This is a genomic window from Exiguobacterium sp. SH1S21 (genome assembly GCF_004337175.1).
Classification (GTDB): domain Bacteria; phylum Bacillota; class Bacilli; order Exiguobacteriales; family Exiguobacteriaceae; genus Exiguobacterium; species Exiguobacterium aurantiacum_A.
Genome location: NZ_SJUY01000003.1, coordinates 273,125 through 292,950 on the forward strand (window position 1 = coordinate 273,125; position 19,826 = coordinate 292,950).

The following is a 19,826-nucleotide window of genomic DNA, read 5'->3' on the forward strand; positions in this document are numbered from 1 at the left end:
TCATTATAGCTCATATTGTGACAAAATTTCACTAATGACGTCAGATTGAGGGCGGTTTCTTGATTTCGTGGTATGCTTTTCTGTATAGAAATACCCTAAACAAGACAGAGAAAGCATGGTGATTCGAATGGAAGATAAAAAAGTAGTCTTTTTTGATATTGACGGCACGCTTCTCCACGAAGGGACGTATATTCCGCCCTCGACGATTGCGGCGATCGGACAACTTCGTGCGAACGGAGTCGAGACGTTCATCGCGACGGGACGAGGCCCGGCGATGCTCTCAGACATCCCGCAGCAACTTGGGATCGAGAGCATGGTGTGCTACAACGGCCAAATCGTCGTCCACCGTGGAGAAATCGTCTATCGGAACACGCTACCGACTCATGCGCTCAGCCGTTTGACGGACCATGCGGGAACGTTTAACCACACACTCGTCTATCTCGGACAAGACCGTGGCGGCGCGACGAAACCGAACGACCACGTCGTCGAACAGTCACTCGGCGAACTCGATATGCCGATCCCGACGTACGCGCCAAACTTCCACATTGAACAGGACGTCTATCAGACGTTGCTCTACTGCACGCCTGAAGAAGAGCATCATTATCTCGACGCTTATAGCGAATTCGATTTTATCCGGTGGCACCCGCATGCGATGGACGTCATCAATCGCGGGGCGAGCAAGGCGGACGGCATTCGCCACTTCATCGAGACGAACGGCTATCGCCTCGAGAACACATACGCCTTCGGTGACGCGTTGAACGATTTGGCGATGCTCCGATACGTCGGTACAGGCATCGCGATGGGCAACGGACGAGCCGAGGCAAAAGAAGCGGCCGACTTTGTGACGAAATCGATACTTGAAGACGGGATCGAGTATGGACTAAAAACAATGAAACTAATCTAAAAACGAGAGGCTCGCGCCTCTCGTTTTTATCTTGACCGAAGCGAGCGTTCGAGCCGATCGAGATCGGTATCTTTTCCGATGATGATCAAGATATCTTCCGGCAGGATCATCTCGTCGGCTTGAGGGGAAATCAAGACGTCGTCACCACGACGGATGGCGACGATGTTGACTCCGTATTTGGCACGAAGGTCCAAATCGATCAGTGATTTATTCGATAGTTTGTCAGAAGCCTTGATCTCGACGATCGAATGTTCATTTGAAAGTTCGAGGTAGTCCAAGATACTTTGGCTCATCAATCCGTTGGCGATCCGGACGCCCATATCGCGTTCCGGGTGGACGATGTTATCCGCACCGATTCGACGTAGGACTTTTTCGTGGTAGTCGTTCGTCGCTTTCACCGTGATGATCTGGACACCGAGCTCTTTCAAAATCAACGTCGTCAAAATCGAGGCTTGAATGTTTTCCCCGATGGCCACGATGACATGCTCAAAATTTCGAATCCCAAGACTCTTTAAGACGTTCTCATCGGTCGTGTCGGCGATGACCGCGTGCGTGGCTAGGCCCATGAACTCATTGACCCGTTCTTCATCCACGTCGATGGCGAGCACGTCATATCCGTTCGACGACAATTCCCGCACGATCGACCCACCAAACCGACCTAAGCCGATGACTGCAAATTCACCTGTCATATTTAAAACATCCCTTTCCATACAGCGGTTTCTGTTCCCGATTCTTCGTACAGTGTAACCGATTCGCCCTAAAAAAACTATACAAAAAAGACCGGGAAATCCCGGTCTTATGCTTTACCGCTTGAACGTTTTCCACGCACATAGTCATTGTCGAACAAGAACAGGCGAAGCAATAAATACAACGCTGGTACGAGTAAGAGCAATCCTAGAATGAACACGATGACGAGCGCAATCGCCATCGACTCGTTGACGACGCTTCCGTTAATGTCGATATACGGATAGAGAATGTACGGCAAATGCGTATAGCCATATCCGAACCACGCCATGAAGAACTGACCCATGACCATCAAGAAAGCGAGTCCGTAGTTGCGTTTCAAGTAAACGAACGATACGGCAATGACGAAGAAGATGAAACTCGCGGCGAACCACCACCAGTTACCCGCCAAAATGCTTTCATAGTGCCATGCCGCCTGCGATTTCAAGCCGAAGAAAACGAGGCCCGAAGCGAGAATCGTCGGAACACTCCAGAAGAGCGCCCACTTGCGTACCAGGCCGACTGCTTCGACATCACGTGCCTTGTCCGCATAGAACAAGAGGAACATCGCACTAATATAGAGCACCGACACGATCGCGAGGATAACGACTGTCCACGAGTAGAAGTTTGTGAACAACTTCAATCCGTCAAAGAACACACCCGACTCTGTCTCGTTAATGAATCCGCCTTGGCTGACCGTGAGCACGGTCGACATCGCCGCAGGAATCAATAAACCTGTCGCCCCGTACAAGAACACGTAAAACGTACTCTCTTTCGAACCGTAGTTCGCGAACGCATAAAAACTTCCGCGAATCGCGAGCAAGATCAACACGACAGAGGCCGGTACTAACAAGGCCGTTCCATAATAGTAAGCCGTATCCGGGAAGAACCCGACGATTCCGACGAAGAAGAAGACGAAGAAGACGTTCGTCACTTCCCATGTCGGCGACAAATACCGTTGAATCAGGCGATTGATTTTTTGGTCTCGCTTCGTGTACTTACTATAGAAAGCGAAGAAGCCGGCACCGAAATCAATCGATGCAACGATGAGATAGCCGTATAAAAACGTCCATAATACGGCAATCCCTAATTCTTGAATTTGCATGTCATATCCTCCGATCACACTTCATCCGCAAACATCGCTTCACCGCGATGTTCCGATTGTTTTAGTTCTTTCCCGACTGGGTTGTCCTTGAACAGACGTGTCAAGACGAGCACTGTGACCACGCCAAGAACCGCATATAGGATCGCGAAGGCGATAAGCATCCAACCTACGTTAGCCGACGTCGTCGCTGCCTCACTCGTGCGCATCAAATCATAGAGCGCCCATGGCTGACGGCCAAACTCGGCGAAGAACCACCCGAACTCGATTGCCATCATGGCGAGAGGTCCTCCCGCCGCAATCGCGATCAGCATCGGTTTGCTGAATTGAGGCAATCGCTTAATATAACGTCCGAGGACGAACAGGAATGAGATGAGTGCAAGAAGCATCCCGATTCCGACCATCGCATCAAACAGATAGTGGATGAACAGTGGCGGTTGGTCCTCTTTCGCAAATTCATCGAGACCCGTCACTTCATAGTTCGGGACACCGCCCGCTAAGATTGACAACGCATAAGGGATTTTAATGGCCCCTCGTACTTCGTAACCACCTGCACCATCGTCTTCAAGCCATCCGCCCAAAATAAGTTCGGCTTCGGAGGAGGTCTCAAAATGCCACTCTGCCGCCGCCAACTTATCCGGCTGGTACTTCGCCAAGTATTTACCTGAGAAGTCCCCGACGAGCGCAGTCGCAATCGCAAAGATGAGCGCGACGGTCATCGTTAAACGAAGACCCTTTTTGTGATACTCGATAGACAATTTGTCGAGCTGGTTACGGCGTTGGCGCAATAACTGCACGGCCGCAATCGCCGCCAATATGAACGCCGATGTCAAAATGGCAGACGTTAATACGTGCGCCATCTTTGTCGGCATCGCCGGGCTGAACATTGCCTCAAGCGGACTCACGTTCGCAAGTTTTCCATCGACGATATCAAATCCGACAGGTTGGTTCATAAAGCTGTTGACTGTCGTAATGAAGAAGCCTGAGAACAGTGCACCAACGGCGACTGGAATCCCGATCAGCATATGGTGCCACGGGTTTTTAAACCGATCCCACGTGTACAAATAAATGCCGAGGAAAATCGCTTCAAAGAAGAACGCGAACGTTTCCATGAACAACGGCAGCGCGATCGTCTGACCGGCGACGCGCATCAAGTTTGGCCATAGCAATGATAACTGCAGCCCGATGGCTGTACCGGTGACGACACCGACCGCGACGGTCACGACATAGCCCCGCGACCACCGACGAGCCATCAAGGTGTATTTCGGATCTTTCTTTTTAATACCTAAAAACTCTGCCAATAAAATTAATAGTGGAACCCCGACGCCGATTGTGGCAAAAATCACATGAAAGCCTAACGTGAGTGCCGTTAACGCCCGACTCATCAGGACAGGATCTTGAAACATCTATTGATTACCTCCTATCTCTCTCTAGCGCTTCACACCGATGCGTGAAACGAAACATCACAGATGATTTCCTTTGGATACCCCTATCATAATGATTTTATATAGCGCTGTAATGTCTCAATGCTTGAGTTCGCAAAATGTTCACATTTGAACAAGCTTAACAATATTGACGCTTTACAATCATAATAAATTCCCTTTTTTCTCACATCGGAAGCATAATTCAACACATTTCAACAAAAAAAGCGGACAACAACGTGTCCGCTTCGTTCACTTCACAATGACCGTTCTAAAGAAATGGTCGAACAGTTCGACCGCGACATCGATCGCCCGCTCATCCGGATTGAGCGTTGCTTGATGAAGACCTGAACCCATATCGTTCACCCCGAGCCACACCATGAACCCCGGCACTTGTTTCAACATATAGCCGAAATCCTCACCGGTCATGGCCGGGACGCACGTCTTGTACGAATAGCCGACGTCTTCGACCGCTTCCTCGAACTGGAACAAATACCGTTCGTCGTTCACCACTTCATGGTACCGGTTGCCGAACTCGAGGTCGATATGGACGTTATACGTCATCTCGACACCGGCGATGACTTGACGGATCCGGCGCTCAAGGACGACCATTTCTTTGTCCGACAGGGCCCGGATCGTCCCGTCGAGCTTGGCCGTCTCGGCGATGATGTTCTCTTTCGTGCCGGCAGCGACTTTACCGATACTGATCACGGCGCTCCCCATCGGGTCGATGTTGCGAGAGATGATCGTCTGCAGCTGCATGATCAATGCCGCCTGAACGATGACAGCATCAATCCCGGCATGCGGGAAAGCGCCGTGCCCACCCTTGCCGTGAATCGTGAGGTGGAGCTCACGCGCACTCGCGAACAAGACGCCCGGTCGTGAGGCAATCGTGCCGACCGGATATTCCGGCGCCACGTGGAGACCGAACATCGCGTCAGGACGGAAATGATAGAACAACTCCGACATCGCCATCGGTTCCGCACCGCCCGGCCCTTCTTCGGCCGGTTGGAAAAAGACGACGAGATGATGATCGAGCGGCTCTTCGATCGCTCGTTTGATTAAGCCGAGCGCGATCGCCATATGGACGTCATGGCCACAGGCGTGCATCATGCCTTCATGGACCGAGGCGAACGCCAGTCCTGTCTCTTCCGTGATCGGCAATCCGTCCATATCGGCCCGATACCCGATCGTCTTGTCGCCGACAAGACCGTCGACACGTACGAACAGTCCGGTGCGCCAATGCGAGATGTGGACCCGTGACGAGTTACACGAACGAATCAACTCCTCAAGCGTCGCTTGTGTTTTAAACTCTTCGTAACCCGGTTCTGGAATCAAATGTAACTGTCTTCTAGCTTCTATCGCCCAACTCATTCCACACTCTCCTTTGTCACTTCTTCAACGATTTCCCAAAATGCCTTCACTTGCGCGAGCTCGAGCATCGAGTCGGTCGACAACATCCACGTGTCACGTACGAGCGGTGTCCCGTTCGACGACGTGAGCGGGATCTTATTGATCGCCTCGACATCGCGAATCGTCGACTCCGGCAAGATGGCAAAACCAATCCCATGCAGCGCCATCTGTTTGCACGTCTCGATTTGATCGACGACGAGTGTCGTGAGCGGCGGACTCGAGAACCGCTCTTGCCACCACTCAAGGATTTCTTGATAATAGGTCGAGTCACTCTTAAACTGAATGAACGAGCGCTCGTTATTTTTCAACTGCTTTAAATCGGTCATCCGCATATCAACGAGGTGAAGCGAATCTGAGAACAGTTTCATCTTTTCTCCGCGCCAGTCCGGGTTACCACGAATGATCCCGATATGGAAACTCTCTTCGAGCATATAGCGCATCATCTCGCTCGACCATCCCGTCACGAGTTTGACCCGGACGGACGGATACCGTTCCATGAATCGTTTCAAGACGCGGGGCAACCAATACTGTCCCATGATCGAGGCGACCGCGATTTTGAGCGTCCCATACACTTCGCCTTGCTTGGCCGTCAACTCTCCCCGAAGTTCTTGCTCTTCGCTATACATCTTTTTCGCGAAGTCGATGATTTTCTCACCATCCGGGGTGAGGGCTAGGCCTCGCGTCGAGCGAACGAAAATCTTCTTGCCCCACTGATGCTCAATCGTGACGAGACGTTGGCTTAAAGCCGGTTGGGAGACGAACAACCGCTCGGCGGCTTTCCTCATATTCAACTCTTCGGCGAGGACGATCAACACTTCCACTTCTGATACTTGCATGACGTCACCTATTTCTATATCGTTTCTAAGACTGTATACTAAATTTATTGTTGCTAACCTGTATCATATCATGTTCATTCGCACTTTTTGAGTCGTCAGGAGGAAATCGTATGCAACGTCATCATTTTGCCTTTATCGTCGCGACCGTCGCGACGCTCGGAAGTTTGTACTTTTCCGAAGTCATGCTCTATCTGCCCTGCAAGCTGTGCTGGTTTCAGCGCATATTCATGTACCCGCTCGCGATTTATTACTTGACTATCATGTTGACGAACCGTGAGGTCAACCGTCTCTTCATCGGACTGATGGCCGGTTCCGGCTGGCTGATCAGCCTATACCACGTCGTGCTCGAGCGGATTCCGAACGGGGATGCGTTTTGCAGCAACGACTGTCTCATCCGTTGGGTGAACTACTTCGGGTTCGTCACGATCCCGCTCTTAAGCTTCATCGCGTTCACGCTGATTTTAGTCATTCAATTCGTTCCAAAACGTACTGCTCGTTGAATGGAAAGAGGAGACACGGTCGAAATACGACCGTGTCTCCTCTTTATTTAGCTTATTGCCACCACTCGTCATAGAGCGACGCCGGCATATGGTGCTTATGGCGCGACCGTTTAAAAATCGTCTCGATCCGCTCGGCGATAGCCGGGTCGACGGCTTTCCCTTCTAAATAATCGTCGAGTTGGTCATACGTCATCCCCAGTGCGACTTCATCGGGAAGACCCGGTTTGTCGTCCTCGAGGTCAGCCGTCGGCACTTTATAAATCAGACTCTCGTGCGCTTCGAGCTCATGGAGCAACGCTTTTCCTTGGCGCTTGCTAAGTCCCGTGAGTGGCGTCAAATCAGCTGCCCCGTCCCCGTGCTTCGTATAAAACCCAGTCACATACTCTGCCGCATGGTCAGTCCCGACGACAAGCGCCCCGAACGTCGCTGCGATGTCATATTGGACTTTCATCCGTTCACGCGCTTTCGTGTTCCCTTTATGGAAATCGCCGAGTTCGAGCGTCGTCGCTTGTTTGAACGCCTCGACCGAAGCATCGACGGCCGGCTTGATGTTGACGGTGAACGTCTTGTCAGGCCGGATGAAATCGAGCGCCCGCTTGGCGTCGTCTTCGTCATGTTGTTCGCCGTATGGGAGGCGCACCGCATAAAACGTATAGTCACCGCCGGTCTCAGCTCGCAACTCTTCCATCGCATGTTGACATAACTTGCCCGCGAGTGTCGAGTCTTGCCCACCTGAAATACCGAGAACAAGTCCTTTCGACCCCACACGTTTGACGTACGTTTTTAAAAAGTCGATTCGTCGACGGACTTCTTGAACTGGATCGATGTGCGATTTCACATGAGTCGACTCGATGATGTGTTGTTGCATCTTTCGTTTCCTCCTTGTTTGTAAATCGGTTTGCCCTATTGTCTGACAATCTGGTTTTGTCGTCAATACGTTTGGTTATCAAAAAAAGACGGAAACGTGAGTTTCCGTCTAACGGTTATTGAACGCGGAACGATGCGACGTCTCCGCCGATCGGTGTCATCTCTAGGAACAGCGACTGTCCTGATGTCGGTTCCTCATCTAATAACACACCGAATGTGAAGCCGCCGGCCGTCGGTTGCGACGCACCTTGCGCAAACACGTTATGCCCGTCCGAGACGCTCCATTCGAACTCCTCGACGTTCGTGTACCCAGCCACTTCAATCAAATTCCCGTTTCTCTTAATCGAGACATCGCTGAACGCTCCATCCGTCTGGACCGGTTGCTCGCTCGACTCATCCTTCGGTTCTTCTGAAGGTTCTTCTGAAGGTTCTTCTGAAGGCTCTTCTGCCGGTTCTTCCGCAGGCGGTGCCTCTACCGCTTCAACTGATAACGCCTTTTGATCGGTGGCTGCCATCTCTGGTGCGCCTTCGACTTGAGCGAGGCTGACGAAATCAACCGTATACTCTCCGCTCTCGAGTGTGAGCGGGAACACTTCGTCAAACACTTTCGTCTCACCTGGTTCCCACGTCTCTTCGATAATTGATTCAGTGAACATATATTCGCTGCCGTAATCAAAAACGGTCGTTTCTCCGTTCATGACCGTCAACTGAAAACGTTGCGACGAATTGAAGGTCACCTTGACCGGCTCTTCATTCGGGTTCGTCATCGAAACCGTCGCCGATAATTGTTTTGTATCGGCATTGTAGCTCGCGTCCGTCTCAAGCGTCAATAAAGCAGGAGCTGCCGACGAATTCCCGTCCACATCGCTCGGAGTTGCTTCTTCTTTACCACACGCCGCTACCACGAGCATCATCGCAGCGACCACGACTAGCAACCAAGTTTTTTTCACGTATTCCACTCTCCTCAACAAAATAAAAAAAAACGTCTATAGCACTAGTGTATACGTTCGTGCAGACGTTTGTAATGGATTTCCTTATATTATTTACCTTTTTTAAGAAACTTTTAAGTTTTCCACGTATTGCTGCCAACCGGTCACGAACAACGAGTCAGCGACGTCGATGTCAGAACGAACTTGTGCAGAGATTGAGAACGTCTCACTATGAATCGTCTCAAAAATGACGGTGATCATGCCATCGACCACTTCTTTGTAAGCTACGAGTTCAGTTGTTTCTGCAAAAAGAATCATGAGTGTGGCTCCTTTGTCCAAATAAGATACCTTCAGTGTACCAACGTTATTCAAATAAAAACGTCCTATCGTTCGACAGTCCCGCTCCGAGTTCGACATGTCTGTCGAATAACTGGCACCGATTGTTAACCGATTGGTTGAATTATGTAAGGACAAACGAAAAAGAGAGGCAATTCGCCAAGCGAACTCCTCTCACTTCCTATAACTGTAAAATTGAACAAACTTGACTTGTCGAATGGTTTATTTCGAACGGTTCGAGATTTGTTGCCATACCGTTCCGAGTGCCGTTTCTCCGCTCGTAATTCGCTCTTTTGCGAGACGTGCTTGGAGAGAAACCTCGAACTCACGGTCGTCCTCGGCGATTTTCAAAGCCGGTACGGCCTGCTCATCACCACAGTCGAACAAGAAGCGGGCAGCCCGCCAACGGACAAGCTTACTTTTATCTTTGAGCGCCTCGATCATCGATGGCTGAGATTTTGACAACGCCCAATCAGAGACGGTGTCCCCCGCGGTCCGTCTCACGATCGGTGACGGATCGACGAGTGCCTGCTCGATATAGGTGACGTAATCCTCACGATTTTCTTCAAACATACCAATCATGACGACTGCTTGACGACGGATCGCCATCACCTTGTCCTCGAGTGCCCGGCGGAAGTAATTCATGTTCTCCGGTTCGATTTGCAGTTCATCCAAGAATGCCATCCGCGCTTTCCAGTCCTCCGACTGGAGTTGCGACACGTTGGCCTCGTAATCCGCCTCGCGCCCGAAAGCACGGGCGACAATCCGAGCGACGCGATCTTCTGGATAGGCCGCTTCAAGTTCTTCTTGGGCGACACTGCTCACGTCTTCAAGCTCTCCGTAGCGAGGTGCTTGTTCGACCCAGCGGCGATCTTGAATGACGTTTTTCACTTGCTGCTGTACCTGCATCGCTGCGTCGACGAAACGTTTAGACAAACCGACCCGTTTCTCCTCGTCACCTTTGACGAGTTTCAACTGCATCGGGACGTCTAATACGAACTGAACCGATACGTGGACCGGCTCATAGTCTGCCGTCAACTGGCTCGCTTCTCCTTCAGCGACGTCTTCGCCGAACGCACGACGGATGTCGTTCATGACGTCGTGCCAATCGTGTTTCGGATGCCGTTCGACCGCTAAAAAATCAGAGACGGCGTATACCGATTTGACACCTCGTAATGCGATGATGTCTCGGATCGTCTCCGGGACGTCCTGACTCGCCTTGTCATATGTGACCCCGCGGCCAGAAAAAGCCGGTTCGACAATGATCTTTAAATTGTTCGGACTTGGTGTTGGTTCAATTGCTACAAGTTTCATCTTCATCACCTCACACCAATCGTGACGAAAACAACAAAAAAACGCAAGCGAGTCGCTTGCGTCGTGAACATCAAAATAGGGCGATGAACTGTTGGAGGGAATAGCGCTCTCCTTCGACGTCGAACGTGTCATCTCCAGCAATCGGTTCTAGGAAGAAGCGTTTCTCCCCGTCAGCTTTCACGTAACCGAAGATGTGGTTCGTCTGATAAAATAATTCCACAATCGTAACCCGGCCGAACGTCATCCCGTCATTGATGACTGCCTGGTCCCCTAACTCGCCGCCGTTGTACAGTTCGATATACGTTTCCATGTGTTGTCGCTCCCTTTGTGTTTGTTTTCACAATTCATTTCTATCAGACAAAGGTCGTGACTTCAAGTTATTTTTTTGCGTTACGCTTCCAAAAATCAATCCAGTTATAATACTCAGATAACACTCTATCAATTTGTTGGATTGACGGGTCATGTTCAAGTCCTTTAGCACCAATCTTCTCTTTGCAATGCGTGATAAAGATTTCGTTTCCTGGTAAAACGTTTGCCCGATTTGTGGCAAATACTTGTCGGAGGTGGACTTGGCATCTTACCGTCCCGAGCATGCCTGGTGAGGCGCCGGCAATCATGACCGGTTTATCACGAAGTGGCGTTCCCGGTTCGAGCGATAGCCAGTCGATCGCATTCTTTAAGACGCCGGGTATGCTGTGATTGTACTCCGGGGTAACGACGAGCAGACCGTCCGCTTCTCTGACCACTTGCTTGAACGCGACAACGACGTCCGGTTCATCCGGGTCAATCAAGTCGTCATTATAGAGCGGCAATTCGATTGATGCGACCTCCACGTCAAACCGATCACGACCGAGTTCGATGATCGAATGAAGTAGCGCCGTATTGAACGATGCTTTACGCAAACTGCCTGATACGGCGATCAGTTTGAACTTATGCACCGAGCGCACTTCCGCGTCGAGCCAAGCGTTAATGAGTTGCGCTTCGATTTCAGGCGCCTCCATCATCCCCATATGACTGGCTTGCACCGTCTGTTTTGTATGATGCTCCGCTCCCATGAAAGCTCGTTCTGCGTCCATGTTCGGGTCTTTCGAGCCGTAAATAAACAATCCTGGCAAGTTCGTCTCGCGCACCGTTTCTGTCTCATCATTCCGGTCCCGAATCGCTTCTTGAGCTGAGATGATTCCTTCTTTCGACATGTTGAAGCCGATTCGTTTAGCACGTTCGATGAGTGTCTGATCAGAATCCGGGGCGAACACGCCTGGGATCATCTCGTCGATGAATGGATGGACACCTTCTTCGATCACTTTCTCAATCGCGGCGTTTCGTTTCGCCTTCGCTTGATCCGAATCCGCGCCGGCCGTCGAATGAATCAACCCGAAGCCAGATAATTCATCCGGATAGCGTCGAACAAGGTTCGTCGTGATGTATCCGCCGAACGAATGTCCCAGTACGACCGGACGATCGAGCTCGCGCAAACGTATCTCTCTGATTACCCAATCCGCGAATTGATCGATCGTCTCGGGACCCGATTCGGTGTCATCATGTCCCGGAAGCGTCAACGCGTACACATCCGCTTCAAGCATCGGGACGAGCTCGTCAAAATAATCCGGTGACCCACATAGGCCGTGAAGCAATACAACTTGTCTCATCGTCATCTCCCTCTCTGTGACCATTCGTCTTTTAGTAGACGGTACATCGTCAAGTCCATAAAACGGCCGTGACTGTAAGCATAGTCGTGCAGCAAGCCTTCCTCGGTGAAGCCGAGCTTTCGCACTAACCGATTTGACCCATCGTTCTCTGGTGCGACGAGCGCCGAGATCCGGTGAAACTTGAACTCGTCGAACCCGTACCCGATGACGGCTGTCGCCGCTTCATAGGCGACACCTCTGCGCCAATGACTAGGCGCGACTTCAAATCCGATTTCAGCCCTGAAATATTGGGGCGTCCAGTTATGAAAGCCAATCGTCCCGACGAGCTCATCGGTCACACGGTCACATATCGCCCATCGAATTGCTTTCCCTTGTTGGAATTGATCTTTAAAATAAGCGATGACATTCTTCGCCTCATATACGGCAAGCAACGGATCCGATCCATAATAGCGCATGACTTCCTCGGTCGAGAGAATCACGTAGAGTGCCCGTGCGTCCCTAGGCTCGAGTTCTCTCAGGATAAAACGATCTGTAGCGAGCTCTGGAAAACTCTTCTTCAACCCCCACATGCTGAACCCGCCCTTCTTCTACCTTTTCTTTAATTATACCTAGTTTTCCTCAAAAACCATCATCTCAATCATCTCGACCGCTCCAACATGGCACACTAGAGACGGATTTGCTAAAATCAAATTGTAGTGACTTCGAACTGAGGGGATTAATATGTCAAAACAGTTGTTCTACATTAAACAAGACCGGGAACTACAACGTTTTACCCTTCATGGGGTGACACTGACGGATGTCGTCGAAGCGTTATCACTCGCCCGACCGATGATCATCTGTCGAACAGACATTAAAGGGATGAGACAATCATCCCGGACGAGGTTTCGCTATATCGAGGCACACGAACTCTCAACGTTCTCGACAAAATACTTGAACAACCAGACGAGTTTCACCGCCATCGACTTTCCCGACTATAATTTACTCGAATCATTGTCAGACCATGAGATTGCGGAAATCTTGTTTTTGAGCCACATGGAACGAGGGCTGAAAGCGCCGTTCCTCAACTCGATCCAAAATGAGATCGCTTATTTCAACGAGTCGAACGATCGTCACAGTAGCCTCTACATAAAAGACTGGTCGACGATCAATCAGTTCCTGCAAAGCGTGCTTCAAAGTAAACTCGACCGTGACATCCGTAATATCAGCTTCGTCCCGATCCCGCTGCCTGTCATCGATGAAATCTTGGCTTTATCCCCACAAGGGCTGATTATCGATTTCGACCACACGAAACGCAGTCTGTTCAATCGACAAGTCGCCATCTCGTTTTACGTCGCCGGACGATACGAGGACATGTCTGTGCTTGAAGAAGACTTTGACGCCAAAAAGGAATCGATCGCCTTAAAAGGGCAATTGACCTATCGCCGCCGAGCATGGGAAATCGAACGATTTTAAGTTCATACGTGTATGAAAGCCAAAAGAGCCTGTAAAATTCAGGCTCTTTTTTGCTATCGCGCTCGTCTTTATTTCGTTCCAAATCGCTTTGTCTAACGACTTTATCGTTATTTTTAAAAATTGATAACAAATTGTCTTAATTTTTCGTTAAATTAAGTCTTTTCTTTTCACGATAGGACGGTATACTAGGAATAACCTTCTGGAGGGACGGAAGGCACTATAGAGAAAGCGAGGTGAAAATCTATTCATCTGTCGATGGATAGATCTACGAAATGGAACAACTGAAAGTACAGGGAATTTCTTCGTTCACCAAGTTTGCGACGAATGGAAACATGCTGAAATTAAAAGACGCAATTGCCGGCGAGCAGCGGATTTCGCTTCAAGAAGCGACCGATATACAAGTCTCGATGCTCGACGAGGACCATTCGCGCTTCACTATATTTGGTCAGTCGCGCCCACTCGTGGAACTGACCCTTCCTCACCATTCTTGTGAAGTGTTATATGCATGGCTGCTTCACAAATTAAAACGACAAAAAATCAAATTGGCTTCAAACGCTTAATAAAAGCGCGTCCTCATGAGGGCGCGCTTTGTTCATTCCTCCGATAGATGGTGACGCCCCCATGTTTGGCGGCGCCCACGACTTGGAACAACCACTCTTTCTCGATCAACAGTGACCGTACTGTCAAAAAGTCGTCTTTCGGTACGATTAACTCATCGATTGAGCCGTCGAGTAACGCTTTGACCTTTTGTTCCCACTCGTTCATTTTGCTTCATTCCTTTCCTTCTGTGCTTCGTTCGCCCAGGCAAATAAGTACTCACCCGTTTTAATCGCGTCTCCCGGTACGAACAGTTCCATCGGCACGTGTGCATGCGACGGAATCTCTCGATTGATTGCGAGCACGACCGGTTCACCGAGTGCTGCTTCAATGTAGTCGGCAGCAAACGTGATCACTTCATCCGCAGACATTGTTCCCTCGTTCGCAAGAGCCGCTGCATAGGCCGCGTCCACCTCATTATCTTTCAACAGAACACGTCCGTGCTCGAGCAGCGTGAACGGTGGCTTCGCGTCGACGTGAAACACCTCATAGGCGCGATAGCCCGTTTCATCACACGATAGGAGCGGAACGAAGCGGCGTTGTCCCGTCCATTTCTTCAATTGAAACAACGTCCGCATCGACGCAAATGACTTCGCACCAGTCGCATCTTTTTCGACCAAGATCGTCGGCGAACTCGCCGCATCCGCTTGATCCCTTCCCATAAACAACCAACTTTCAACTTCAGACACGAGTATCAACGATTTTTCCTCCCCACGATCCATTCTGATCCGGCAATCACGGTGAACGCGACGAGCCATCCACCCACGACATCACTGAAATAGTGAACGTTCAAGATGACCCGACTGAACGAGACGGCCACGAGCAGCACGACGAGCACCGCGACCCAAACGGGCGAGTACTTTCGCCGGTACAAACTAAAAGCGAGCAAACCGTACAAGGCGAGCGAACCCGAGGCGTGCCCGCTAGGAAAACTATACGTCGTCGCATCGAGAGCGGCATCGACGAGCGGCCGGTCGATCTTGTACATACGTTTCAATAGTTGGGTCAAAACTAACGTCACGATGACGACGAACGGTAACCGAAACGCTTCAAGTTTGTCCCCGCGCCATAACCAATATAGCATGCCGACAAAGGAGAGGCCGATCAACACCGTCACACTGCCGAGTTCTGTCACATAGACGAACAACGGGCCAGACAACGGCGCGACAATCTGATAGATAAACCCGTCGAGCGAAGCCGCTCCACCCAAAATGACAATCACCGAGACGATGGCGAAGCCAAGCGTCCCGGCGATTGTCAGTGTTTTTGCGCGATGCATCAATATAATCCTTTGCGTTCACGCATCTCGTCTTCACCAAAATCGTTCATGTCGCGCAACCGGTGCGCGAGACGGCCCGATGCATTAGCCGCGATCGCACCGACAAGGTCGTCCATGAACGTATGAACTTGACCGTCGTCCATCTTCGTATCGAGCTGCTTGATGATCCCGATCTTCGCTTTATCTAAGTAACCGAACGTCGTGACGGCAATCGATCCGTACGTGTTGACGGCCCCGATCGCGATCGTTTCATCGACGCCGAATAAGCCTTCATCTGAAGCGACGATTGAAAGGAGCGGTTCTGACAACTGCCCTTTTTCGGCTAAAATATCGAGCTCTGAACCGACGAGGATCGCGTGTTGGAGTTCGCGTTTCTCAAGGACGGCCTCAACCGACTCGATGCAGTCTTTTAATGATAAGTGCGGTGAATAAGGCGCCTGCATTTGGTAGACGATCTCTGCAATCGATTCAATCGATACGCCCCGTTCAATCAAGCGGGCCCGTGCAGCCTCTGTTACGTCTCGTGAGTGTGGTACTTGTTTCATAATTATTGCGGGCAATTACCCGCGTCACATCCCTTCATCTCGAGAACAGCATGTCTCGAAGTACTCATTCTCTATTATACTGAAAACTTTAAAAAAAACACTAAGCCCACTTTGACTTCATTCGATAAATCGGTCATCATAAACTAGTAGACCATTCATAAAGGGGGAACTGGAATGAAGATTGGGGTAGTCTTATTTCCATCAAAACAAGTTCAAGACTTCGCCAACTCGTATCGAAAACGGTACGATACGAAGTACGCTTTGATTTCGCCACACGTGACGATCAAAGAACGTACCGAAGTCGACGAAGCCGAGTTACCAAAAGTGCTCGAGTATTTACAACAAATCGCTGAGACGACGAAGCCGATTCAGTTGAAGATCGACGGTGCCCGCTCGTTCGCGCCGACGAACAACGTCCTTTACTTAAAAGTGTTGCCGACGCGCGAACTCGAAGCGCTACAAACTCGCTTACACGAAGGTGCACTCGATCAGCCTCCGAAGTACGAGTTCCTCCCGCACATCACGATCGGACAAGATCTGACCGACGCCGAGCTGTTCGATGTGCTCGAACGGATGCGGATGGAACAAGTCCATTTTGAAGAGACGATCAACCGTATGGCCGTCATGTATGAGCTCGAAAACGAAACATGGAACGTCTATGAGACGTTCCGGTTCCGAGGTTAATATTATACGCTCCGGTCGACGAAACGACCGGGGCTTTTTTCTTGTTCAGCTTCTAACCATTCTTCTTGACGCGGAATAATCCGCTGGACCCGCTGGATGCGAGTGACCGGTTCGATGTTCGCCCGTTCTGTCGGTTGGACCTGGCGATTCCCATATTGGACGACCGTAAAATCAATCTGATAAGGACCCATGATCTTCCCTCCCTCACAAGTCCTTACCCCAAACGGTTACGCTATAATACAAAAAGAGCGCATTTACGCGCTCTTTCCCAAACTTATAAAATATGGTAGCCGCTGTCGACGTGGATGACTTCTCCCGTGATGCCACTCCCCATGCCCGATAACAAGAACAGACCGGTCGAGGCCACTTCTTCAGCCGAGACGTTCCGGCGCAGTGGTGCCTTTTGCTCGAGCTCAGACAAGATGCTGTTAAAGTCGCCGACGCCTTTCGCCGACAACGTCCGAATCGGTCCAGCGGAAATCGCGTTGACTTGCACGCCTTGCGGGCCGTATTCGTTCGCCAAATATTTGACGCTCGAATCGAGCGCGGCCTTAGCGACACCCATCAAGTTGTAGTTCGGTACGACCCGTTCCCCTCCGAGATACGTGAGCGTGATGACCGAAGCGTTCTCTGCGAAGTAAGGTTTTGCCGCCTTGACGACCGCCGTCAAACTGTACGCCGAAATATCGAGTGCTTGTGCGAACTGACCGCGCGTCATCTCCGAGAATTCACCGCGCAACGCTTCTTTATCCGCGAAAGCGATTGAATGCGCAATCCCTTGAATCAGACCGACTTGCTCATGGATCGAACGGAACGTCGTGTCGATCGCTTCATCGTTCGTCACATCACACTCAAGCAACAGTGCTTCTTGGCTCAACTCAGCAGCGAGTGATTCGAGACCTGACTTGAAACGTTCAGACGCATAAGTGAGAACGAGCTTCGCTCCTGCCGCGTCGAGCGTTTTCGCGATCGCCCAAGCAATCGAGCGTTTATTGGCAATCCCCATGACGACGTACGTCTTGTTCGTTAACGTTGGATAAATTGACATTGTGAACTCCCCTTTTTAGTACCTGGTTATAACATCTGTTATCAGATTACAGAATGGTGTCTGTTTTGTCAACCGCCTCGTAACGTATTGCGATTTTTTATAGTTACGGTAAGATAAAATACGTATAGAAAGGGTGAGACGACTTCATCATGAACCGCATTCAATCTTATTTAAAAAGTTTAGACACGACACTTCTGACAATCGTCTTCTTCTTGATGGTCATTAGCCTAGGTGCCATTTACACGGCACAACCGATGTTGCCAACACGATTACAACATATTAACTTCGCCTTCGATCAAGGAATCCGTTACATCATTGGATTCGTCGCCATGTTTGCCATCATGACAATCGAATACGAGCAGTTGCGAAAAATTCATTGGTATCTCTACTCCTTTGGTTTATTGCTTTTAGTTGGCTTAATTCCGCTCCGGGATACCACACTCGTTCCAAATATTAATGGGGCGTATGGATGGTATAATGTGCCTGGTTTCAGTTTTCAACCAGCTGAATTTATGAAGTTGTTTTTACTGATTTCCATGGCCACAATCGTCTACGACCACAATAAACGTTACGGTTCGTCTCAACAGGATGCGTGGCTGTTAATGAAACTAGTATTACTCGCCATCCCGCCTCTTGGGCTGATTGTCACGCAACCAGACTTAGGGACCGGGCTTGTTTTAATCACGATGCTCGGTGCGATCATCATCGTGTCAGGGATCGGTTGGAAGTGGTTGCTCGGCCTGTTCAGCGCCGCCGCCGTGACAATCGGTGGGTTCATGTACTTGTTTTTCTCGCATTTCGAGGTGCTTCAAAGCTTCGTTCCGGGCCACGCCTTGAATCGTTTCCAAGCATGGATTTACCCATATGAATACTCTGACGATTTAGCGTTCCAGTTGATCAAATCGCTTCAAGCCATCGGTTCTGGCCAAATGTTCGGAACTGGCTATGGTCAAGGTTTAGTCTATCTACCAGAGTCGCAGACCGATTTTATTTTTGCCGTCATCGCTGAGCATTATGGTTTTATCGGTGCAGCAATCGTGATCATCGTCTTCTTCTTGTTCTTGTACCGGATGATTCATATCGCGCTCGAAGCGAGCAGTCCATTCGGAAGTTACATCGTGACCGCCGTCATCGCCATGTTCACGTTCCAGATCTTCCAAAATATCGGAATGACAATCGGTGTCCTCCCGATCACCGGTTTGACCTTGCCGTTCATCAGTTACGGGGGTACCGGGATCATCATGAACATGATTGCCATCGGGCTCGTCATGAACGTCGCCTCAAAATCAAAAACGTATATGTTTGACGACGATTAAACATAGCCCCGCACTCATTTGAGCGCGGGGCTATGTTTTGTTCACTCGTGTTCGAGTTGAAAGTCGACGGGGTAAGCCGCTTCGATTACGATACTCTCCCCTGTCAACGGATGATCGAACGCGGCAGACGAGCTGTGAAGCGCGTGACGGGCGAGCACGGGACGTCCGCCATACATCGTATCCCCGAGTAATGGATGACCAATGTGGCGCATGTGGACGCGTATCTGATGGGTCCGTCCGGTCTCGAGTTGAATCGTCAACGCCGTATAGTCACCGCGCGACTCGACGTGACGGACGTGTGTGACGGCTCGTTGCCCGTCGTCTGTAACGACACGTTCCATGATCGAGTGTTCGGCCCGACCGATTGGTGCATCAATCGTCTGTCGTTCGACCAGTCCTTCGACGAGAGCGATATACGTCCGGGACAAACCACCTCGCTTTTGAAGTTCGCTGAAGCGATGGTGCACGTACGCATATTTAGCGAACAAGACGACACCAGACGTATCCCGGTCGAGCCGATTGATCACATGAATCGCCGAGTGCAATCCAATTCGTTCATAGTAACCGAGCACAGCGTTCGCAAGCGTGTCGTCAGGATGAAGCCGGGACGGGATCGTCGCGATGCCTGCTGGCTTATCGACGGCGAGCAAATAGTCGTCCTCGTAGATGACCGTGAGCGGACGCCGTGAACGGACCATCGTTTCCGCTGGCTGCTCAAGCGGAAAATGAACCGTCACTTCATCGCCGCTCGACACATCAAAGCGAACGGTCCGCGGCTCTTCGTTCACTAAGATGAGGCCACCGTGTTTGACTTGCGTCAACATCTTGCGTGAGATGCCACAATCCCCCATCAAAAAATCGCGCAGCGGGACGTTCGTCTCCGCGACACGACGTAATGTAAATCCGTACAT

At 50.5% G+C, this 19,826-nt stretch carries 25 protein-coding genes; 6 read left to right on the forward strand and 19 right to left on the reverse strand.

What is annotated here, in order from left to right:
• The first annotated feature begins 127 nt into the window (after positions 1–127).
• Complete coding sequence (locus EVJ24_RS06660; protein WP_131440452.1) at positions 128–904, forward strand: Cof-type HAD-IIB family hydrolase; 777 nt, start codon at positions 128–130, stop codon at positions 902–904.
• Between the two features lie 26 nt (positions 905–930).
• Here the strand turns inward: EVJ24_RS06660 and EVJ24_RS06665 are convergent, their stop codons facing one another.
• The 5 genes from EVJ24_RS06665 to EVJ24_RS06685 form a co-directional block, all read right to left on the reverse strand.
• A complete protein-coding gene (locus tag EVJ24_RS06665; RefSeq protein WP_071399517.1) occupies positions 931–1,593 on the reverse strand; it encodes a potassium channel family protein in 663 nt (220 codons plus the stop codon).
• 107 nt (positions 1,594–1,700) lie between these two features.
• A complete protein-coding gene (locus EVJ24_RS06670; RefSeq protein ID WP_131440395.1) occupies positions 1,701–2,732 on the reverse strand; it encodes a cytochrome d ubiquinol oxidase subunit II in 1,032 nt (343 codons plus the stop codon).
• Positions 2,733–2,746: 14 nt separating this feature from the next.
• Positions 2,747–4,135 carry a cytochrome ubiquinol oxidase subunit I gene (locus EVJ24_RS06675; protein WP_131440397.1) on the reverse strand — a complete coding sequence of 463 codons (1,389 nt, stop codon included), beginning with the start codon at positions 4,133–4,135 and terminating at the stop codon, positions 2,747–2,749.
• Between the two features lie 267 nt (positions 4,136–4,402).
• On the reverse strand, positions 4,403–5,524 hold the full coding sequence (locus EVJ24_RS06680; protein ID WP_131440399.1) for an N-acetyldiaminopimelate deacetylase: 1,122 nt from the start codon (positions 5,522–5,524) through the stop codon (positions 4,403–4,405).
• Complete coding sequence (locus EVJ24_RS06685) at positions 5,521–6,399, reverse strand: LysR family transcriptional regulator (protein WP_070327606.1); 879 nt, start codon at positions 6,397–6,399, stop codon at positions 5,521–5,523. Before EVJ24_RS06685 ends, EVJ24_RS06680 begins: the two co-directional genes overlap by 4 nt.
• Before the next feature lie 110 nt (positions 6,400–6,509).
• On the opposite strand from EVJ24_RS06685, the gene EVJ24_RS06690 reads away from it, so the two are divergent.
• Positions 6,510–6,899 carry a disulfide bond formation protein B gene (locus EVJ24_RS06690; RefSeq protein ID WP_131440401.1) on the forward strand — a complete coding sequence of 130 codons (390 nt, stop codon included), beginning with the start codon at positions 6,510–6,512 and terminating at the stop codon, positions 6,897–6,899.
• A 52-nt stretch (positions 6,900–6,951) separates the two neighbouring features.
• Here EVJ24_RS06690 and nadE read toward each other — a convergent pair whose 3' ends face one another.
• From nadE to EVJ24_RS06725, 7 genes are all read right to left on the reverse strand, one after another.
• Entirely contained in the window at positions 6,952–7,767 is an 816-nt protein-coding gene (gene nadE, locus EVJ24_RS06695) for an ammonia-dependent NAD(+) synthetase (RefSeq protein WP_131440403.1), read from the reverse strand.
• A gap of 115 nt (positions 7,768–7,882) precedes the next feature.
• Complete coding sequence (locus EVJ24_RS06700) at positions 7,883–8,716, reverse strand: BsuPI-related putative proteinase inhibitor (protein WP_236637582.1); 834 nt, start codon at positions 8,714–8,716, stop codon at positions 7,883–7,885.
• A gap of 102 nt (positions 8,717–8,818) precedes the next feature.
• The gene (locus EVJ24_RS06705; RefSeq protein WP_035386520.1) at positions 8,819–9,013 is read right to left on the reverse strand and encodes a hypothetical protein; all 195 of its coding nucleotides are present in this window, start codon (positions 9,011–9,013) and stop codon (positions 8,819–8,821) included.
• A gap of 240 nt (positions 9,014–9,253) precedes the next feature.
• Positions 9,254–10,345 carry a virulence factor gene (locus EVJ24_RS06710; RefSeq protein ID WP_201740354.1) on the reverse strand — a complete coding sequence of 364 codons (1,092 nt, stop codon included), beginning with the start codon at positions 10,343–10,345 and terminating at the stop codon, positions 9,254–9,256.
• A 70-nt stretch (positions 10,346–10,415) separates the two neighbouring features.
• A complete protein-coding gene (locus tag EVJ24_RS06715; protein ID WP_070327611.1) occupies positions 10,416–10,655 on the reverse strand; it encodes a hypothetical protein in 240 nt (79 codons plus the stop codon).
• Between the two features lie 67 nt (positions 10,656–10,722).
• On the reverse strand, positions 10,723–11,994 hold the full coding sequence (locus EVJ24_RS06720) for an alpha/beta fold hydrolase (protein ID WP_161568735.1): 1,272 nt from the start codon (positions 11,992–11,994) through the stop codon (positions 10,723–10,725).
• A gap of 2 nt (positions 11,995–11,996) precedes the next feature.
• Positions 11,997–12,563, reverse strand: coding sequence for a GNAT family N-acetyltransferase (locus EVJ24_RS06725; protein WP_070327613.1), 567 nt, complete (start codon positions 12,561–12,563; stop codon positions 11,997–11,999).
• A 151-nt stretch (positions 12,564–12,714) separates the two neighbouring features.
• Here EVJ24_RS06725 and EVJ24_RS06730 point away from each other — a divergent pair, with 151 nt between their 5' ends.
• A complete protein-coding gene (locus tag EVJ24_RS06730) occupies positions 12,715–13,446 on the forward strand; it encodes a hypothetical protein (RefSeq protein WP_131440409.1) in 732 nt (243 codons plus the stop codon).
• Positions 13,447–13,718: 272 nt separating this feature from the next.
• Positions 13,719–14,006, forward strand: coding sequence for a hypothetical protein (locus tag EVJ24_RS06735; protein WP_070327615.1), 288 nt, complete (start codon positions 13,719–13,721; stop codon positions 14,004–14,006).
• Between the two features lie 13 nt (positions 14,007–14,019).
• Here the strand turns inward: EVJ24_RS06735 and EVJ24_RS06740 are convergent, their stop codons facing one another.
• From EVJ24_RS06740 to EVJ24_RS06755, 4 genes are read right to left on the reverse strand one after another with little or no spacing between them, the layout of a single operon-like run.
• Positions 14,020–14,211 carry a hypothetical protein gene (locus EVJ24_RS06740; RefSeq protein WP_071399508.1) on the reverse strand — a complete coding sequence of 64 codons (192 nt, stop codon included), beginning with the start codon at positions 14,209–14,211 and terminating at the stop codon, positions 14,020–14,022.
• A complete protein-coding gene (locus EVJ24_RS06745; protein WP_145984891.1) occupies positions 14,208–14,732 on the reverse strand; it encodes a hypothetical protein in 525 nt (174 codons plus the stop codon). Before EVJ24_RS06745 ends, EVJ24_RS06740 begins: the two co-directional genes overlap by 4 nt.
• 5 nt (positions 14,733–14,737) lie before the next feature.
• Positions 14,738–15,322, reverse strand: coding sequence for a phosphatase PAP2 family protein (locus EVJ24_RS06750; RefSeq protein ID WP_131440413.1), 585 nt, complete (start codon positions 15,320–15,322; stop codon positions 14,738–14,740).
• Positions 15,322–15,867, reverse strand: a complete 546-nt coding sequence (locus tag EVJ24_RS06755) for a phosphatidylglycerophosphatase A family protein (protein WP_071399505.1) — start codon at positions 15,865–15,867, stop codon at positions 15,322–15,324. Before EVJ24_RS06755 ends, EVJ24_RS06750 begins: the two co-directional genes overlap by 1 nt.
• A 174-nt stretch (positions 15,868–16,041) precedes the next feature.
• Between EVJ24_RS06755 and EVJ24_RS06760 the strand changes: the two genes are divergently transcribed.
• On the forward strand, positions 16,042–16,551 hold the full coding sequence (locus tag EVJ24_RS06760) for a YjcG family protein (RefSeq protein WP_071399504.1): 510 nt from the start codon (positions 16,042–16,044) through the stop codon (positions 16,549–16,551).
• A 2-nt stretch (positions 16,552–16,553) separates the two neighbouring features.
• Here EVJ24_RS06760 and EVJ24_RS06765 read toward each other — a convergent pair whose 3' ends face one another.
• Positions 16,554–16,742 (reverse strand): hypothetical protein, encoded by a 189-nt coding sequence (locus EVJ24_RS06765; protein WP_016510315.1) that lies wholly within the window; start codon positions 16,740–16,742, stop codon positions 16,554–16,556.
• Positions 16,743–16,825: 83 nt separating this feature from the next.
• Positions 16,826–17,599 carry an enoyl-ACP reductase FabI gene (fabI, locus tag EVJ24_RS06770; RefSeq protein WP_071399503.1) on the reverse strand — a complete coding sequence of 258 codons (774 nt, stop codon included), beginning with the start codon at positions 17,597–17,599 and terminating at the stop codon, positions 16,826–16,828.
• A 149-nt stretch (positions 17,600–17,748) separates the two neighbouring features.
• On the opposite strand from fabI, the gene EVJ24_RS06775 reads away from it, so the two are divergent.
• The gene (locus tag EVJ24_RS06775) at positions 17,749–18,915 is read left to right on the forward strand and encodes an FtsW/RodA/SpoVE family cell cycle protein (protein WP_071399502.1); all 1,167 of its coding nucleotides are present in this window, start codon (positions 17,749–17,751) and stop codon (positions 18,913–18,915) included.
• Positions 18,916–18,956: 41 nt separating this feature from the next.
• On the opposite strand, the gene EVJ24_RS06780 is transcribed toward EVJ24_RS06775, so the two are convergent.
• Positions 18,957–19,826, reverse strand: a complete 870-nt coding sequence (locus tag EVJ24_RS06780; protein ID WP_131440415.1) for an RluA family pseudouridine synthase — start codon at positions 19,824–19,826, stop codon at positions 18,957–18,959.

Excerpts from the sequence above, each read along its gene's own strand:
- EVJ24_RS06740 (WP_071399508.1), bottom strand. The coding sequence starts at position 14,211 with ATGAACGAGTGGGAACAAAAGGTCAAAGCGTTACTCGACGGCTCAATC.
- nadE (WP_131440403.1), bottom strand. The coding sequence starts at position 7,767 with ATGCAACAACACATCATCGAGTCGACTCATGTGAAATCGCACATCGAT.
- EVJ24_RS06780 (WP_131440415.1), bottom strand. The coding sequence starts at position 19,826 with ATGTACGGATTTACATTACGTCGTGTCGCGGAGACGAACGTCCCGCTG.
- EVJ24_RS06735 (WP_070327615.1), top strand. The coding sequence starts at position 13,719 with ATGGAACAACTGAAAGTACAGGGAATTTCTTCGTTCACCAAGTTTGCG.
- EVJ24_RS06670 (WP_131440395.1), bottom strand. The coding sequence starts at position 2,732 with ATGCAAATTCAAGAATTAGGGATTGCCGTATTATGGACGTTTTTATAC.
- EVJ24_RS06690 (WP_131440401.1), top strand. The coding sequence starts at position 6,510 with ATGCAACGTCATCATTTTGCCTTTATCGTCGCGACCGTCGCGACGCTC.
- EVJ24_RS06720 (WP_161568735.1), bottom strand. The coding sequence starts at position 11,994 with ATGAGACAAGTTGTATTGCTTCACGGCCTATGTGGGTCACCGGATTAT.
- EVJ24_RS06705 (WP_035386520.1), bottom strand. The coding sequence starts at position 9,013 with ATGATTCTTTTTGCAGAAACAACTGAACTCGTAGCTTACAAAGAAGTG.
- EVJ24_RS06750 (WP_131440413.1), bottom strand. The coding sequence starts at position 15,322 with ATGCATCGCGCAAAAACACTGACAATCGCCGGGACGCTTGGCTTCGCC.
- EVJ24_RS06725 (WP_070327613.1), bottom strand. The coding sequence starts at position 12,563 with ATGTGGGGGTTGAAGAAGAGTTTTCCAGAGCTCGCTACAGATCGTTTT.
- EVJ24_RS06755 (WP_071399505.1), bottom strand. The coding sequence starts at position 15,867 with ATGAAACAAGTACCACACTCACGAGACGTAACAGAGGCTGCACGGGCC.
- EVJ24_RS06760 (WP_071399504.1), top strand. The coding sequence starts at position 16,042 with ATGAAGATTGGGGTAGTCTTATTTCCATCAAAACAAGTTCAAGACTTC.
- EVJ24_RS06715 (WP_070327611.1), bottom strand. The coding sequence starts at position 10,655 with ATGGAAACGTATATCGAACTGTACAACGGCGGCGAGTTAGGGGACCAG.
- EVJ24_RS06765 (WP_016510315.1), bottom strand. The coding sequence starts at position 16,742 with ATGGGTCCTTATCAGATTGATTTTACGGTCGTCCAATATGGGAATCGC.
- EVJ24_RS06665 (WP_071399517.1), bottom strand. The coding sequence starts at position 1,593 with ATGACAGGTGAATTTGCAGTCATCGGCTTAGGTCGGTTTGGTGGGTCG.
- EVJ24_RS06660 (WP_131440452.1), top strand. The coding sequence starts at position 128 with ATGGAAGATAAAAAAGTAGTCTTTTTTGATATTGACGGCACGCTTCTC.
- EVJ24_RS06775 (WP_071399502.1), top strand. The coding sequence starts at position 17,749 with ATGAACCGCATTCAATCTTATTTAAAAAGTTTAGACACGACACTTCTG.
- fabI (WP_071399503.1), bottom strand. The coding sequence starts at position 17,599 with ATGTCAATTTATCCAACGTTAACGAACAAGACGTACGTCGTCATGGGG.
- EVJ24_RS06730 (WP_131440409.1), top strand. The coding sequence starts at position 12,715 with ATGTCAAAACAGTTGTTCTACATTAAACAAGACCGGGAACTACAACGT.
- EVJ24_RS06675 (WP_131440397.1), bottom strand. The coding sequence starts at position 4,135 with ATGTTTCAAGATCCTGTCCTGATGAGTCGGGCGTTAACGGCACTCACG.
- EVJ24_RS06680 (WP_131440399.1), bottom strand. The coding sequence starts at position 5,524 with ATGAGTTGGGCGATAGAAGCTAGAAGACAGTTACATTTGATTCCAGAA.
- EVJ24_RS06685 (WP_070327606.1), bottom strand. The coding sequence starts at position 6,399 with ATGCAAGTATCAGAAGTGGAAGTGTTGATCGTCCTCGCCGAAGAGTTG.
- EVJ24_RS06710 (WP_201740354.1), bottom strand. The coding sequence starts at position 10,345 with ATGAAACTTGTAGCAATTGAACCAACACCAAGTCCGAACAATTTAAAG.